The organism is Salmonella sp. K21076 (genome assembly GCF_039650795.1).
Lineage (GTDB): Bacteria > Pseudomonadota > Gammaproteobacteria > Enterobacterales > Enterobacteriaceae > Salmonella > Salmonella enterica.
On the sequence record NZ_JBCLYA010000047.1, the window covers coordinates 36,030 to 52,166 of the forward strand.

The window sequence follows — 16,137 nt, forward strand, 5'->3', positions numbered from 1 at the left end:
TCCAACTTACGTTCGTTGGTAGGCCCGATAAGCTAGCGCCATCGGGCAAGCAATTACCGTTACGGTTTCGCCACAAAGCCAATGGCTTCGTAAACGGCTTTCAGCGTTTCGGCCGCACGTGCGCTGGCTTTTTCCGCCCCGTCTTTCATCACCTTCTGCAAGAACGCTTCGTCGTTGCGGAAACGGTGATAGCGCTCCTGCAACTCAGACAGCATTCCGGAAACCGCCTCCGCCACTTCGCCTTTCAAATGGCCATACATTTTACCTTCAAACTGTTTTTCCAGCTCAGGAATGCTCTGACCGGTCACGGCGGAAAGGATATCCAGCAGGTTAGAGACACCCGCTTTCTCTTTCACATCATAACGCACTACCGGCGGCTCGTCGGAGTCAGTGACCGCTCGTTTGATTTTCTTCACTACCGATTTCGGATCTTCCAACAGGCCGATTACGTTATTACGGTTATCGTCCGATTTGGACATTTTCTTCGTCGGCTCCAGCAACGACATCACGCGCGCACCGGATTTTGGAATAAACGGTTCCGGTACTTTGAAAATATCGCCATACAGCCCGTTGAAACGCTGGGCGATATCGCGGCTCAGTTCCAGATGCTGCTTCTGATCTTCGCCTACCGGCACCAGATTGGTTTGGTACAGCAGGATGTCTGCCGCCATCAGCACCGGGTAATCAAACAGGCCGGCGTTAATATTTTCCGCATAGCGCGCAGATTTATCTTTAAACTGCGTCATACGGCTCAGCTCGCCGAAATAGGTATAGCAGTTCAGCGCCCAGCCAAGCTGCGCATGTTCCGGCACATGGGACTGAACGAAAATAGTGCTCTTTTCAGGATCAATACCACATGCCAAGTACAGCGCCAGCGTATCCAGCGTCGCTTTACGTAGCTGCTGCGCGTCCTGACGTACGGTAATAGCATGTTGGTCTACGATGCAGTAGATGCAATGATAGTCATCCTGCATGTTTACCCACTGACGCAATGCCCCCATATAGTTGCCAATGGTCAATTCACCTGAGGGCTGTGCGCCACTAAAAACGATGGGCTTAGTCATTTTTTATTTCCTGGTTATCGCTATGCGGAAGCCCAAGTGCGGGCAAAAGATCGTTAAAACTGTCATAAATGACGTCCGGCTCGCTAAGGGCGATCACTTCGCCATAATTGTAGCCGTATGTCAGGCCAACCGAAGGGCAGCCCGCCGCTTTTGCGGCCTGAATATCATTACGCGAATCGCCGACAAAAAGCATCTGCTCCGGCGTCATGCCCAGTCGGCTTGCCACCAGCAACAACGGCTCTGGATGCGGCTTCTTATTTTGCACATCATCGCCGCCGATAACCACGCTAAAGTATTTGGCGATATCAAGCGATTCCAGCAACGGCGCGACGAACGGCGTCGGCTTATTCGTCACCAGACCTAATGACAATCCGCTGGCGTGCAGCGCGCCCAGCGTGTCGGCGACATGCGGAAATAAAAAGGTGCCCTCTTCCGCCACTTCGCCATAATACCTGTCGAACAGTTTACGCAGAATGCGTACCTGTTCCTCGGCAGGAATATCTTCATCAACGGGCGGTTTCCCCATAGTCTTACGCAGCGTGGCGCGCTCTTGGCTAGCCCAGGTCAGCGCGCGTTCCATCAATACGTCTGCGCCGTTACCAATCCAGGTAATCACGCGCTCCTCGCCCGCGACCGGCAGTTCCAGCGCATACAGCACCATATCCACCGCCGCGGCAAGACCCGGCGCGCTATCCACCAGCGTACCGTCAAGATCAAAGGCGACGCCCCGAATATTCTGCAACTTATTCATGACTTACCTTTGCCAGCTCACTGCGCATTTCATCAATCACTTTTTTGTAGTCGGGTTTATCGAAAATTGCCGACCCCGCAACAAACATGTCCGCACCAGCTGCGGCGATCTCGCCGATATTGTTCACCTTCACGCCGCCGTCCACTTCCAGGCGAATGTCGTAACCGGACGCATCAATGCGGCGACGCACTTCGCGCAGTTTATCCAGCGTCTGCGGAATAAAAGACTGGCCGCCGAAGCCTGGGTTCACGGACATCAGCAGGATCACATCCAGTTTGTCCATGACGTAATCGAGATAACTGAGCGACGTTGCCGGGTTGAATACCAGCCCCGCTTTACAGCCGTGCTCTTTAATCAGCTGTAGCGTGCGGTCAACATGTTCGGAGGCTTCCGGGTGAAAGGTAATGATGCTCGCGCCAGCGGCGGCAAAGTCGGGCACGATACGGTCAACCGGCTTGACCATCAGGTGGACATCAATAGGCGCGGTAATACCGTACTGACGCAGGGATTTCAGCACCATCGGGCCGATAGTCAGGTTCGGCACATAGTGATTATCCATGACGTCAAAGTGTACAACATCAGCACCGGCAGCCAGCGCTTTGGCGGTGTCTTCACCCAGGCGAGCAAAATCAGCCGACAGAATTGAGGGGGCAATCAAATACTGTTTCATCCGCTTCTCCTTGAGAATTATTTTCTTGCAGGCGTTGCGACTCCTGGTTGGTACAGAGCCAGCAGTTCGTCCACCTTTTTACGTGTGCCGCCGTTGCTGCTTATACTGCGTCTAACTTTGACGACATGCAATTTTGCGAGTTGATACCACTCGCGTGTGAGCGCCGTATCATGGTTGGAAATGAGCACCGGTATCCGGTTACTGACCAGATTCTCAGCGATTTCCGCCAGATGCGCTTGTTGCGTCAGGCTAAAACTATTGGTGTGATACGCTGTGAAGTTAGCCGTGGCGGACAACGGCGCATAAGGCGGATCGCAATAGACCACCGACGACTTGTCCGCACGCGCCATACTGTCTGCGTATGACTCACAGTAAAAGAACGCATTCTGCGCTTTTTCTGCAAAGTGGTACAACTCCGCTTCCGGGAAGTAAGGTCTTTTATAACGACCAAACGGTACATTAAATTCCCCGCGCAAGTTATAGCGGCAGAGTCCGTTATAACCGTAGCGGTTCAGATATAAAAACAGTACCGCCCGACGAAAGGGGTCCTGGCAGGTGTTGAACTCCTCACGGAGTTGGTAATAGACCTCAGCCTGGTTAGTTTCAGGCATAAACAGCTCGCGCGAAGCCTGTACATACTCGTCAGTACGTAACTTCACGATGTTATAGAGGCTAATAAGGTCGCTGTTGATATCGGCGAGGATATAACGAGAAAAGTCGGTGTTAAGAAACACCGATCCGGCACCCACAAAAGGTTCGACAAGGCACTCGCCTTTTGGCAAATGTCGTTTGATATCATCAAGCAGAGGGTATTTTCCCCCTGCCCACTTCAAAAAAGCGCGATTTTTTTTCATGCTGACTAACTAATTACACCTTCTCCGGCTGTGGAGAAAGCTCCGACAGCATCCTGCGCTTTAGGCTGTGCCGCGTTGCTTTACGGCGCATTTGACGGTAGCAAATGCGCCCCTCGCGCCTGTCCTGAAAAAAAATAGCTGTCAGCGACACTCACAGGCAATTGCAGGACACAGCCTGGATTATTTCAGATCGGCCTGAACCTGATGCAACGGTTTTGCCCACGGGTTTTTCGCCTGCACATCGGCAGGTAAGGTGGACACCGCACGTTTAGCATCTTCTTTCGAAGCATACATCCCCGTTACCAGCACATACCACGGTTGTCCATTACGCGTCGTCTCGTATACCACATAATTTTTCAGGTTCTCTTTCTTCGCCCAACCGTTCAGGTTGTCGTAATTTGAAGAACTACTGAGCTGCAATGTGTAGTGGCTGGATGGCGCGCTCTTTAATGCGCCAACGTTGCCGGCGCTTTTCCCGCCGCCTGCGACAGGCGTCGTCGAGGCTTGCGCCGGCTTCGCGGTTTGTACCGGCGCAGCGCTTGCCGTCGCTTGCGGCGCAGCCGTCGTGGTGGTCGCTTTCGGCGTCGCGGCTGGCGCTGCCGGTTCCGTGCGTTTCACTGGCGCGACCGGTTTCTTCGGTTCCGCAGTGGTGGTTTTCGCCGTGGTCTGCGGTTTCTTAAGTTCAATGACGGCCTGTTTACGTTCCGGACGCGTGGTATGACGCTCGGCAGGTTCGCTAACCGCCGCCTGACGCGTCGTGCTGCCATTGCGAACTGGCGCGACGGTTGCAGGCTCTGTCGGCAACGTAGAGTTCACCGCAACATTGTTCATCTGCTCTGGATTCTGCGTCAGCGCATTATTCAGATCGCCCTGCACTTCCACGCGCTGCTGACCGTCAGCGACCACAGGCGACTGTCCCTGCATCGGCGTTGAAGAAATCGGCGGCAACGAAATATCCTGCGACGTATTGCCCGCGGTTTGTTCTGCGGAGGTGGCGCCCGGCGCAGGCTGGGTCGCATTCGCCTGATCGGCGGCGTTACCGGAAAGATCGATACTCTTTTCGCCAGAGGCCGACGGCTCGCTGGAAGACGTTGAGGGGGCTTTCAGCGCGGAGCCGATACCGATAATCAACAGCAGCAGCACCAGTACGCCAACGCCCATCATCATGTACTGACGAGAGGCTGGCTTATGGGCCGCTTTTTTACGCTTACGTGGACGGCGTTCAACACGCTCTTCGTCCACCGTATCGTCTTCATCGGATTCGTACTCTTCTTCAACTTCAGGTTCTTCACTACGCGCTTTACGCGTACGCGTCGGACGGCGATCGTCGGCATCCAGATCAACGTCATCAAAGTTGATCTGCGGCTCATTATCGCGTTCTGAAGATTGACGAGAACGACCAGTACGACGATCGCTGGGATCGGGTTTCAGCTCGTCTTCTGGTTTGAATTCATCCATTTAACACCCCACTCAAAGGTTAATGCTTACGACATTGCACATAACCTGAAGCTAAAAGACTGACAGCTACGCAATATCAGTCTGACCTTTCTTGTTGTTACGCCTGCTGACAGTCAGCAATCGCGCTAAGAACGACTTCGTGCGACACTCCGCCGCGCACTTCACTTTTCCCTATGGTCAGCGGAAGCACTAAACGCAGCTCCCCCGCTAACACTTTTTTATCTCGCAGCATGTGCGGCAAATAGTCCTGCGCGGACATCTCGCAAGGGCCATTGACTGGCAACCCGGCCCGTTCGAGTAGCGCGATGATGCGCTGCGTATCAGCAGAACTGAACTGCCCCAAACGCTCGGATGCGCGCGCAGCCATCACTATACCTGCGGCAACGGCTTCACCATGTAACCAATTGCCATATCCCATTTCCGCTTCAATGGCGTGGCCAAAGGTATGCCCAAGATTCAGTAAAGCACGTAAGCCCGCTTCACGCTCGTCGGCGGCAACAACTTCGGCTTTCAGCTCGCAACAACGACGAATACAGTACGCCATCGCCGGGCCGTCCAGACGCAATAGCGCATCCAGATTACCCTCAAGCCAGGTGAAGAAGTCTGCGTCGAGTATAATGCCGTATTTGATCACCTCTGCCAGTCCCGATGCCAGTTCGCGTGCGGGAAGCGTTTTCAGGCAATCAAGATCGACAACCACAGAAGCGGGTTGGTAAAACGCGCCAATCATGTTTTTGCCAAGGGGATGGTTGACGGCGGTCTTCCCGCCCACGGAAGAATCAACCTGCGACAGTAAGGTAGTTGGCACCTGGATGAAACGAACGCCTCGCTGGTAGCTGGCCGCCGCAAAACCGGTAAGATCGCCAATCACGCCGCCGCCAAGCGCGACCAGCGTGGTATCACGACCATGCGGTTTTTTCAGTAACGCCGTAAACACCGTATCCAGCACCGTCAGGCTCTTATACTGCTCGCCGTCAGGAAGAATCACGCTGTCTACGTTAACGCCCGCCCGTTCGAGTACGCCGCGAACCTTGTCCAGATAAAGCGGCGCCAGGGTTTCGTTGGTCACTAACATGACCTGATCGCCTGATTTCAGCGGCAAGAATGAAGCTGGTTCGTTAAACAAACCAGCCGCGATGGTGATCGGGTAACTACGTTCCCCGAGAGTGACTGTAATCCTCTCCATGACGCGACATCCACCTTAGTTACTTGTGCCCGCTTACCCAGCGTATTCTGCTTGAATTAGTTGCTTTCCAGCATATGAATAATCTGGTTTGCCACAACCTTAGCGCTTTGATCGTCGGTGCGAATGGTGACGTCGGCAATCTCTTCGTACAGCGGATTGCGTTCGTTAGCCAGCGCTTCCAGAACTTCGCGAGGCGGTGCTTCAACCTGCAACAGCGGGCGTTTTTTATCACGCTGCGTGCGCGCCAGTTGTTTTTCGATGGTCGTTTCAAGGTAGACCACGACGCCACGCGCGGAGAGACGGTTACGCGTTTCACGCGATTTTACAGAGCCACCGCCGGTTGCCAGCACAATACCCTGTTTTTCCGTCAATTCGTTGATAACTTTTTCTTCACGATTACGGAAGCCGTCTTCACCTTCAACATCGAAGACCCAGCCCACATCAGCTCCGGTTCGTTTCTCAATCTCTTGATCAGAATCGTAAAATTCCATATTGAGTTGTTGAGCTAACTGGCGCCCAATAGTGCTTTTTCCGGCACCCATAGGCCCAACCAGAAAGATATTGCGTTTCTCTGCCATTTTTTCGGTACTACTAAGACTATTCGTTAATGGTAAACCCGCTTCACAGACACCCAGCGCAGCAGGACATGAACTGAAACCTCATAAGATATTGCGAGAGTCAGACTGAAAATTATCTCAATACTCAAGCGGGTTTGGCAACTGAATAAATCACCAAGCCTGATTGTTGCAAAACCCGAGTTAGCGTTGCCGAATGGCGACCAGAACAACATATCCGGCCTACAAATTGCTCTACTTTCAAACAATTGTGCGCAATCCGCAGAACCAATACGTCTGCATCAGCGGACATTCAGCCGTTTATCATCGGTCTTATGCACACCTTCGGCAAGGCAAAGCGCATTAATCAATGCGTAAGCAACGAAAAGCACGACTCTCAAATCGGTACTCCTTGTATGCTAAATACATCCGCACGTCAAATCCCGCAGATGCGTTCAGTGCAAAAACAGCGCTTTTTTATGCATAAATTATTCTGTCGCCACCAGTCTGGGGGTGATAAACACCACTAATTCGCGTCGCTCGTCCTCTTTGCCGTCATGGCGGAAGAGCTGACCAAGCCAGGGAATATCCCCCAACAGCGGCACGCTATCGCTACCCGATTTATTTTTTCGCGAAAAAATGCCGCCCAGCGCCAGCGTCTCGCCGCTTTTTACCTCTACCTGCGTTTCAATTTCCTGTTTATCTATCGCCAGCACTTCGCCGTCAGCCTGTTGTAGTACCTGACCGGGAACATTCTGGCTGATATGTAACTTCAGGCGGATGCGCCCTTTTTGCAAAACGGTGGGCGTCACCTCCATTCCCAGTACCGCTTCTTTAAATTCCACGGAGGTCGCGCCGCTTTCGCCGCTGGAAACCTGATAAGGAATTTCGCTGCCTTGCTTGATACTGGCTGGCTGTAGATGCGAAGCCAGCAGCCGGGGGCTGGCGATAATATCCAACTGCTGCTTTTGTTCCAGCGCTGACAGCTCTAAATCCAGCAGGCGTCCGTTAATGCGCCCGATGTTAAACCCGACGCGTGAGGTGGCGGCGGCGACGGATAAATCACTGGAAAGCGTCGTCACGTCACCCACCGCGCCCGCTTGCGTCGCGTCAGCCAGCGTCCACTTTACGCCCAGTTCCCGTAGACTCTTTTCGTTAATGGTGACGATATGCGCCGCCAGCTCCACCTGCGCCACCGGCAGATCCATTTGCGATACCCATTTTTCCAGCTCCGCCAGGGCCGCGCGGTTATCGCGCAACAGCAGGCGGTTGGTGCGCTTATCTACCATGATGGTTCCCTTCGCGCTCAGGAGTTTCTCGCCCGCTTTCGCCAGTTCGCCGGCATCGGCGTATTGCAGGCTAATGCTGCGGTTTTCCAGCGGTAAATTAGCCTGAAGCCTTAACCGCTCGGCATCCTGCCGCGCACTGTGTTCTTTCTGCCAGGCCTGTGAATGAACATGGAGAATATTCCCCTCCTGACGCAGCACCAGCCCCGCGCTATTGACCACCGTCTGAAGCGCCTGTTTCCACGGCACATCCGTCAGATGTAGCGATAATGTCCCGCTGACGTCCGGCGACACCACCAGATTCTGCCGCTCCTGTTCGGCTAAAGCCTGCAAAACCTGCACCACAGGAACGTCATCAACCACCAGCGTCACTTTCGCCGCTTTTCCCGCCTGCGCGGCGGGCATCAAGACTATCAGTATTATGGCTATCCATCGCTTCATTGTCCGCTCCCTGACGTAACCACCGCCACTGCGGCGGCGCACAATTTTTACCGGTCGTTAACGTTAAGGCTTCCGCCGTCAGGCGGACAATCGTCCAACCGTTTTCCAGCGTCTGCCCTTCTTCCACTCGCCGCCATTTTTGCTGGCTGTCTTTAAGAATGCCTGTCCATCGCTCGCCTTTACGCACCGCGCCCTGATATCGCCACTGCGAGAGTTCCGCTATCCGGCAGCGATCTTCCGGCGGGCGGAAGGGATCGCGCATTCCCGTCAACGTCAGCAAACAAAAACAGAGCAATACACCGCGGCTAACCTTCATTCGCCAGTCGCTCCAGTTGCAGCGTTATCAATAATTCCGCCCCCTCCCTACGCAATGAAAACCGACTTACGCTCATCTCGCTTTCGGCCAACCGGACAAACAGCGACGGCACCGCATCCCAGGACGTTTTCAGCGCCATTTCTCCCCCCTGCGCCGATGGCTGCCAGTGCAGCAAACGCAAGGGAGGCGCCTGGAAATCTAACGGCGAAAAAGGACGCGGATTTTCGATGGTACGCCCGAAAAGCGGTTCAGCCGCGACGCTCAGACGGCGCAGATGACGCCACTGTTGCCGGGCGGCCTCGCGCTGCTGGCTTAACCGCGCATGTTGCGTATCCAGCGTCTTCCAGCCGGGATAGCCCACAGATAACGCGACCGTCAGCGTCAGGCACAGCACGCCTGCACACCAACAAAAAACCCGACCACGGCGCGACATCCCGTACCAGATATCAAAGAGCGCGTTCACGGGCGGCGCTCCTCGTTAACTGATAATGGAACTGCCAGCGCCCTTGCGCATCCTGCCGCGTGGCGCCCGTGCGGTTTAGCGGAAAACTGACATAGTGACGAAGTGATGTCTCAAGCGTGAGCAGGGCGTCAAACGTTCTCGCCAGCCCTTCCAGCTCTAGCGTCTCTTGCTGATAATTGAGGCTTGTCAGCCATGCCTGCTCTGGCAACAGGTTGGCAAGGTCAGTCAAGATAGATTGCCAGGCTTGCGTCAGTTCACGCTGCGCCTGACGTTGTAATCGCGCCTGTTGCTGTCGCTGACGCTGCTGCAACTGCGGTATGTTCGCCGCAAGCGCCGTCGTGCGTCCGTTTTCCGCCGTCAGTAGCAGTTCATTAATCCTCCCCTCCTGCCAAAAAACCAACCGGGCGATCGTCGCGAGGCTTGCTATCAGCAGCAGGGACGCGCCCCATACCACGCACCACAGCCGCAGACGCGCTACATAATGTTGGCGCCGCCAGGGAAGCAAATTGACAGAATGCGCCATCAGCGTATCTCCCCCATGGCTAAACCCAGCGCAATCGCAAAGCGATAACCGTCCGGCGGAACCGGCGGTTGGCGGACGGTAACGGCGCGCCAGGGGTCGAATTCGCCTTCGGCGCATAACGAAATATGTTCCGGCACGACGGATAACGTCGCGGCAAGGTCATGCAGCGTCATCGCCTCTCGCGCCGATTTACGCCCCCACGCATAGCGCGTCGCCCACAGCCACTGGCTTTCATCGCGCCAGACCAGACATTGCCGCCCCGAAGGTATAAACGGCAGCAAGCGCTGTAACGCGCAGGCATCGGGCGTTACAGCAGCGATGCGTACATTGAGCGTTTGCGCCAGCGTTAACAGCTCTGAAATTTCTTTGCTTTGCACGGCGGTAACGTTGAACGCGGGGCTCAGCGCATCGTCCTGAAAGTCGAAACGCAATAAGTCCGGATCCATATCCAGCTCACGCGCCATCGTTTGTGAAAGCCATGCGACTTGCTCACGTTCCCGCAGACGCATCGGCGGATGTGGAAAAGCGCGTTGCAATGTCCGATTTGCGGGAAAAGAGAGATAAATACGGTGACGTAGCGGCAGCTCGCGGCTCCAGGGTCGCAGTACGTGAGCCAGCGATTGCGGGTCAGGAATCGTACCCTCTGCCGTGGAGGCGTTCATCAGCGGCAGTCGCCACCAACGTTGCAGGGACCAGCCCGATGCGCCGCGAATAACGGCGATGGCCAGCGCTTCATGCTGCTGAATATGCAATCCTATTTGCCAGGTTTTAAAAGCCATAACGGTCGATCTCCTTATCACCCGTCGCGTTAACGGGTATATCAATGCGTCTGGCTTGCCTTTATACTACCGCGCGTTTGTTTATAAACTGCCCAAATGACACTAAATGGGAAATCTCCAGTGAAGTTCGTAAAGTATTTATTGATCCTTGCAGTATGTTGCATCCTGCTGGGAGCAGGCTCGATTTATGGCCTTTATCGCTATATTGAGCCGCAGCTACCTGACGTCGCGACATTGAAAGATGTGCGTTTACAAATTCCGATGCAGGTTTACAGCGCGGATGGCGAACTTATCGCGCAATATGGCGAAAAACGCCGTATTCCCGTTACGCTCGATCAAATTCCGCCGGAAATGATCAACGCCTTTATCGCCACCGAAGATAGCCGCTTTTATGAGCATCACGGTATTGACCCGGTAGGTATTTTCCGTGCGGCCAGCGTCGCGCTCTTCTCCGGTCACGCATCGCAGGGAGCAAGTACCATTACCCAGCAACTGGCGCGAAACTTCTTCCTTAGCCCCGAACGCACGCTGATGCGCAAGATCAAGGAAGCGTTTCTGGCGATTCGTATTGAGCAGTTGCTGAATAAAAATGAGATCCTCGAACTCTATCTGAACAAGATCTATCTCGGCTACCGCGCCTATGGCGTTGGCGCGGCGGCACAGGTCTACTTTGGTAAGACGGTCGACCAGCTTAGTTTAAGCGAAATGGCGGTTATCGCCGGGCTACCTAAAGCGCCTTCTACCTTTAACCCGCTCTACTCGATGGATCGGGCGGTGGCGCGCCGTAACGTAGTGCTCTCACGAATGTTAAGCGAGGGATATATCACTCAGGCGCAGTACGATCAGGCCCGTAGCGAACCTATCGACGCAAATTATCACGCGCCGGAAATCGCCTTCTCCGCGCCTTATCTGTCGGAAATGGTGCGCCAGGAAATGTATAACCGTTATGGCGAAAGCGCCTATGAAGATGGTTATCGTATTTACACGACCATCACCCGCAAAGTGCAGCAGGCCGCGCAACAGGCGGTGCGTAATAACGTGCTGGACTATGACATGCGCCACGGTTATAGCGGCCCGGCGAATGTGCTATGGAAAGTGGGCGAAACGGCGTGGGACAGTAAAAAAATTACCGATACGTTGAAAGCGTTGCCGACCTACGGACCGCTGCTTCCCGCCGTGGTCACCAGCGCTAATCCGCAAGAGGCGACCGCTGCGCTTGCCGACGGTACGTCCGTTTCGCTACATATGGAAGGAATGCGTTGGGCGCGGCCTTACCGCTCGGATACACAGCAGGGGCCGACGCCGCGTAAAGTTACCGATGTCGTCCAGACAGGTCAGCAAATCTGGGTTCGTCAGGTGGATAACGACTGGTGGCTGGCGCAGGTACCGGAAGTGAACTCCGCGCTGGTTTCGCTTAACCCGCAAACTGGCGCGGTACTGGCGCTGGTCGGCGGTTTCGATTTTAATCAGAGTAAATTTAACCGCGCGACGCAAGCTTTGCGTCAGGTGGGGTCGAACATCAAACCGTTCCTCTACACCGCCGCAATGGATAAAGGCCTGACGCTCGCCAGTATGCTCAACGATGTGCCGATTTCCCGCTGGGACGCCGGGGCCGGTTCAGACTGGCGTCCGAAAAACTCTCCGCCGCAGTACGCCGGACCGATTCGTTTACGCCAGGGGCTGGGGCAGTCGAAAAACGTGGTGATGGTACGCGCCATGCGCGCCATGGGCGTCGACTATGCGGCGGAGTATCTGCAACGCTTCGGCTTCCCGGCGCAGAATATCGTGCATACCGAATCGCTGGCGCTGGGCTCCGCCTCCTTCACGCCGATGCAGGTTGCGCGCGGTTATGCGGTGATGGCGAACGGCGGTTTCCTGATCGACCCGTATTTCATCAGCAAGATTGAGAACGATCAGGGCGGCGTGATCTTCGAAGCGAAACCGAAAATCGCCTGCACGGAGTGCGATATCCCGGTCATTTACGGCAATACGCAGAAATCCGACGTGCTGGAAAACACCAATGTGGAAGAGGTCGCGGTTTCGCAAGAGCAGCAAAACAGCGCCGTACCGATGCCTGAGCTGGAACAGGCAAACCAGGCGCTGGTCGCGCAAAACGGCACGCAGGAGTACGCGCCGCATGTGATCAATACGCCGCTGGCGTTTCTGATCAAAAGCGCGCTGAACACCAATATCTTCGGCGAACCCGGCTGGATGGGTACCGGCTGGCGTGCGGCGCGCGACCTTAAACGTCGCGATATCGGCGGCAAAACCGGTACGACCAACAGCTCGAAAGACGCATGGTTCTCCGGCTATGGTCCTGGCGTCGTCACTTCCGTATGGATCGGCTTTGACGATCACCGCCGTGATTTAGGCCGCACCACCGCTTCCGGCGCGATCAAAGATCAAATCTCCGGCTATGAGGGCGGCGCGAAGAGCGCGCAACCTGCATGGGACGCCTATATGAAAGCCGTGCTGGAAGGCGTGCCGGAACAGCCGCTAACGCCGCCGCCGGGCATCGTCACGGTGAATATCGACCGCAGTACCGGACAACTGGCGAGCGGCGGTAACAGCCGTGAAGAGTATTTCATCGAAGGCACGCAGCCGACACAACAGGCGGTACACGAGGTGGGAACCACCATTATTGATAATGGTGAAACACACGAACTGTTCTGATCAAAAAAGGCGCTCCGGCGCCTTTTTTATTGTGTTTAGCGGATGACGGCGAACGGGGAGACAAACTTTCCGTTGGCTTGATCAACGCCGCGCCATCAGGCAATTCGGCCCTGCGCTTTCAACCACTCGCGTACCAGAAACAGCGCGCTGACGTTGCGGGCCTCGTTAAAATCGGGGTCTTCCAGCAGATCCATTAAATGCGCCAGCGGCCAGCGTACCTGCGGCAATGGCTCAGGCTCGTCGCCTTCCAGCGACTCCGGATAGAGATCTTCCGCCACCACGATATTCATTTTGCTGGAAAAATAAGAGGGCGCCATGCTGAGTTTTTTTAAGAAGGTCAGGTTATGCGCGCCAAACCCGACCTCTTCTTTGAGCTCCCGGTTCGCCGCTTCAAAAACGGTCTCGCCCGGGTCGATCAATCCTTTCGAGAAGCCCAGCTCATAGGATTCGGTTCCCACCGCATACTCACGAATAAGAATCAGATGCTCATCAACGATCGGCACAATCATTACCGCCTCACGGGTTGATGGTCGCATACGTTCATACACGCGACGCACGCCGTTGCTGAACTCCAGATCCACGCTTTCTACGTTAAACAGTCGGGATTGTGCGACGGTTTCCACTTTCAGAATGGTGGGTTTTTGTAATGATTTGCTCATTGTGAGAATCTTTGCAGTGTAATCTGTGGTCATTGTGCGACATACCGCACGGTTTCGGCAATGCGAATTGCCGTTTATTTACATTTATGTAACGTAATAAAAATTAATTCTTATTTCAAATTAAAAGTCAATAGGTTGAAATAACTCCAGGAATTTGCTGATATTCCGTTTTTGGTGGTATTGCTATGATTTGCCTTCACTGGGATGCGCTTTACAATGCTCAAGTTCAACTCCACGCTTGCCGATAGCCAACCACAGAAAAATGTTTATTGGACAGGGTGCGACTGACCACGCCTGACAGACTTAGTAAGATGGGGAAAGCATGAGCACCATTCTGATTTTTATAGCTGCTTTGCTGGCCTGCTCTCTACTGGCAATATGGCGGTTCCGGGTAAAGTCCAGACGAGGGAGCTTACCGTGGTTCAGCGCCTTTCAGGACGCGCAAACGCGTAAACTGTTGCCCGAAGAGCGCAGCGCGGTAGAAAACTATCTCGATAACCTTAGCCAGATCCAGCAAGTTCCGGGGCCGACAGGCGCCAGTGCTGCGCCCATCTCGCTGACGCTGAACGCGGAAAGCAACAGTGTCGTGATACTGACCCACTCCATCACCCGCTACGGCATTACCACTGACGATCCTAATAAATGGCGCTACTACCTCGACTCCGTCGAAGTCCATCTGCCGCCTTTCTGGGAACAGTACATCAATGATGAAAACAACGTTGAGCTAATCCTCACGGATACGCTGCCGCTGGTGATCTCTTTAAACGGCCATACGCTGCAAGAGTATATGCAGGAGTCGCGCGGCTACGCGCTACAGAATACGGCCTCTACGCAGGCGTCGATTCGCGGCGAAGAGAGCGAGCAGATTGAGCTGTTGAACATCCGTCAGGAGACCCACGAAGAATATGCGCTCAGCCGCCCGGCTGGCTTGCGCGAAGCATTGTTAATCGTCGCCTCCTTTTTGTTATTCTTTTTCTGTCTGATAACGCCAGACGTTTTTGTACCGTGGATGATAGGCGGCGCGATCCTGCTGCTGGCAGCCGGACTTTGGGGGCTTTTTGCGCCGCCGTCGAAAAGCGCGCTGCGGGAAATTCACTGTCTGCGGGGAACGCCCCGCCGCTGGGGACTGTTTGGGGAGAATAATCAGGAGCAGATTAACAATATTTCCCTGGGCATCATCGACCTTATTTACCCTGCCCACTGGCAACCTTACATTACGCAGGATCTTGGGCAACAAACGGATATTGATATTTACCTTGATCGCCATGTCGCCCGCCAGGGCCGTTTTTTATCCCTGCATGATGAAGTGAAAAACTTCCCGTTGCAGCACTGGTTACGCAGCACTGTTATTGCTATCGGTTCGCTGCTGGTGTTGTTTATGCTGCTGTTCTGGATCCCGTTGGATATGCCAATCAAGTTCACGCTATCGTGGATGAAAGGCGCGCAAACCATTGAAGCGACAACGGTAAAACAGCTTGAAAAGGCTGGCGTACGGGTGGGCGATACGCTGCACCTGAGCGGTAAAGGAATGTGTAATATTCATTCCGGGGCGACCTGGAGCGGGCAGTCTAACTCACCGTTTATGCCGTTCGATTGCTCGCAAATCATCTGGAATGACGCGCCTGCGCTACCGCTGCCGGAATCAGATCTGGTGAATAAAGCGATGGCGCTAAGCCAGGCGGTAAATCGTCAGCTCCATCCAAAACCCGAAGACGACTCGCGCGTAAGCGCATCTTTACGCTCCGCGATCCAAAAATCGGGCATGGTATTATTAGATGACTTTGGCGATATTGTTCTGAAAACCGCTGATTTGTGCGCGGCGGAAGACGAGTGCGTGCGCCTGAAAAATGCGCTGGTTAATCTCGGTAACAGTAAGGACTGGAACGCGCTGGTGAAACGCGCGAACGCCGGCAAACTGGACGGCGTCAACGTGCTGCTACGCCCCGTAAGCGCAGAGTCGCTGGAAAATCTGGTCACGACCTCAACGGCGCCGTTTATTTCTCGCGAGACCGCGCGTGCCGCCCAGTCGCTGAATAGCCCCGCTCCCGGCGGATTCCTGATCGCCAGCGATGAAGGCAGCGAACTGGTTGATCAGGCCTGGCCGTCAACGCCGCTGTATGACTATCCCGCGCAGGAACAGTGGAGCGCCTTCCAGCGTCTGGCGCAAACGCTCATGCAGACGCCATTTAGCGCCGAGGGCATTGTCACCAGCGTGTATACCGATGCCAACGGCACGCAGCATATCAGCCTGCATCGTATCCCCGATAAATCCGGCTGGTGGCGTTACCTCGGCACCACGCTGCTGATGCTGGCAATGATAGTGAGCGCGGTCTACAACGGCATTCAGGCGTTCAGGCGTTATCAACGCCACCGTACCCGTATGGCGGACATCCAGGAATACTATGAAAGCTGCCTCAATCCCAGGTTAACCGTCTCTCCGGAAAATCTCATCTGATAGCG

The 16,137-nt window shown here is 54.6% G+C and carries 15 protein-coding genes; 2 read left to right on the plus strand and 13 right to left on the minus strand.

Features of this window, described 5'->3' with window-relative positions; genetic code table 11:
• Positions 1 to 59: 59 nt before the first annotated feature.
• The 12 genes from trpS to AAYN39_RS15180 all read right to left on the minus strand — a co-directional run bounded on the left by trpS (position 60) and on the right by AAYN39_RS15180 (position 10,345).
• A complete protein-coding gene (gene trpS, locus AAYN39_RS15125) occupies positions 60 to 1,064 on the minus strand; it encodes a tryptophan--tRNA ligase (RefSeq protein ID WP_000165562.1) in 1,005 nt (334 codons plus the stop codon).
• Positions 1,057 to 1,815: a phosphoglycolate phosphatase gene (gene gph / locus AAYN39_RS15130; RefSeq protein ID WP_001038043.1), complete on the minus strand. Its 759-nt coding sequence runs from the start codon at positions 1,813 to 1,815 to the stop codon at positions 1,057 to 1,059. Before gph ends, trpS begins: the two co-directional genes overlap by 8 nt.
• Entirely contained in the window at positions 1,808 to 2,485 is a 678-nt protein-coding gene (gene rpe / locus AAYN39_RS15135; protein ID WP_000816285.1) for a ribulose-phosphate 3-epimerase, read from the minus strand. Before rpe ends, gph begins: the two co-directional genes overlap by 8 nt.
• Before the next feature lie 17 nt (positions 2,486 to 2,502).
• The gene (gene dam / locus AAYN39_RS15140) at positions 2,503 to 3,339 is read right to left on the minus strand and encodes an adenine-specific DNA-methyltransferase (RefSeq protein ID WP_000742132.1); all 837 of its coding nucleotides are present in this window, start codon (positions 3,337 to 3,339) and stop codon (positions 2,503 to 2,505) included.
• A gap of 180 nt (positions 3,340 to 3,519) precedes the next feature.
• Positions 3,520 to 4,797 (minus strand): cell division protein DamX, encoded by a 1,278-nt coding sequence (gene damX / locus AAYN39_RS15145; protein WP_000343137.1) that lies wholly within the window; start codon positions 4,795 to 4,797, stop codon positions 3,520 to 3,522.
• Between the two features lie 97 nt (positions 4,798 to 4,894).
• Positions 4,895 to 5,983, minus strand: coding sequence for a 3-dehydroquinate synthase (aroB, locus tag AAYN39_RS15150; protein ID WP_000439825.1), 1,089 nt, complete (start codon positions 5,981 to 5,983; stop codon positions 4,895 to 4,897).
• Between the two features lie 56 nt (positions 5,984 to 6,039).
• Positions 6,040 to 6,561, minus strand: coding sequence for a shikimate kinase AroK (aroK, locus tag AAYN39_RS15155; RefSeq protein ID WP_000818621.1), 522 nt, complete (start codon positions 6,559 to 6,561; stop codon positions 6,040 to 6,042).
• A gap of 464 nt (positions 6,562 to 7,025) precedes the next feature.
• Positions 7,026 to 8,264 (minus strand): DNA uptake porin HofQ, encoded by a 1,239-nt coding sequence (hofQ, locus tag AAYN39_RS15160; protein WP_000832818.1) that lies wholly within the window; start codon positions 8,262 to 8,264, stop codon positions 7,026 to 7,028.
• A complete protein-coding gene (locus tag AAYN39_RS15165) occupies positions 8,179 to 8,580 on the minus strand; it encodes a HofP DNA utilization family protein (RefSeq protein ID WP_000868832.1) in 402 nt (133 codons plus the stop codon). Before AAYN39_RS15165 ends, hofQ begins: the two co-directional genes overlap by 86 nt.
• Entirely contained in the window at positions 8,570 to 9,043 is a 474-nt protein-coding gene (locus AAYN39_RS15170; protein ID WP_000992480.1) for a hypothetical protein, read from the minus strand. The genes AAYN39_RS15165 and AAYN39_RS15170 overlap by 11 nt, the downstream gene beginning before the upstream one ends.
• The gene (locus AAYN39_RS15175; protein WP_000951390.1) at positions 9,027 to 9,566 is read right to left on the minus strand and encodes a PilN domain-containing protein; all 540 of its coding nucleotides are present in this window, start codon (positions 9,564 to 9,566) and stop codon (positions 9,027 to 9,029) included. The genes AAYN39_RS15170 and AAYN39_RS15175 overlap by 17 nt, the downstream gene beginning before the upstream one ends.
• On the minus strand, positions 9,566 to 10,345 hold the full coding sequence (locus AAYN39_RS15180; protein ID WP_000874746.1) for a hypothetical protein: 780 nt from the start codon (positions 10,343 to 10,345) through the stop codon (positions 9,566 to 9,568). The genes AAYN39_RS15175 and AAYN39_RS15180 overlap by 1 nt, the downstream gene beginning before the upstream one ends.
• 120 nt (positions 10,346 to 10,465) lie before the next feature.
• Here AAYN39_RS15180 and mrcA point away from each other — a divergent pair, with 120 nt between their 5' ends.
• Complete coding sequence (mrcA, locus tag AAYN39_RS15185) at positions 10,466 to 13,018, plus strand: peptidoglycan glycosyltransferase/peptidoglycan DD-transpeptidase MrcA (protein WP_000673822.1); 2,553 nt, start codon at positions 10,466 to 10,468, stop codon at positions 13,016 to 13,018.
• A gap of 95 nt (positions 13,019 to 13,113) precedes the next feature.
• On the opposite strand, the gene nudE is transcribed toward mrcA, so the two are convergent.
• Positions 13,114 to 13,677 carry an ADP compounds hydrolase NudE gene (gene nudE / locus AAYN39_RS15190; RefSeq protein ID WP_000045725.1) on the minus strand — a complete coding sequence of 188 codons (564 nt, stop codon included), beginning with the start codon at positions 13,675 to 13,677 and terminating at the stop codon, positions 13,114 to 13,116.
• 322 nt (positions 13,678 to 13,999) lie between these two features.
• Between nudE and igaA the strand changes: the two genes are divergently transcribed.
• Positions 14,000 to 16,132 (plus strand): intracellular growth attenuator protein IgaA, encoded by a 2,133-nt coding sequence (gene igaA / locus AAYN39_RS15195; RefSeq protein WP_000104086.1) that lies wholly within the window; start codon positions 14,000 to 14,002, stop codon positions 16,130 to 16,132.
• Positions 16,133 to 16,137: the final 5 nt, after the last annotated feature.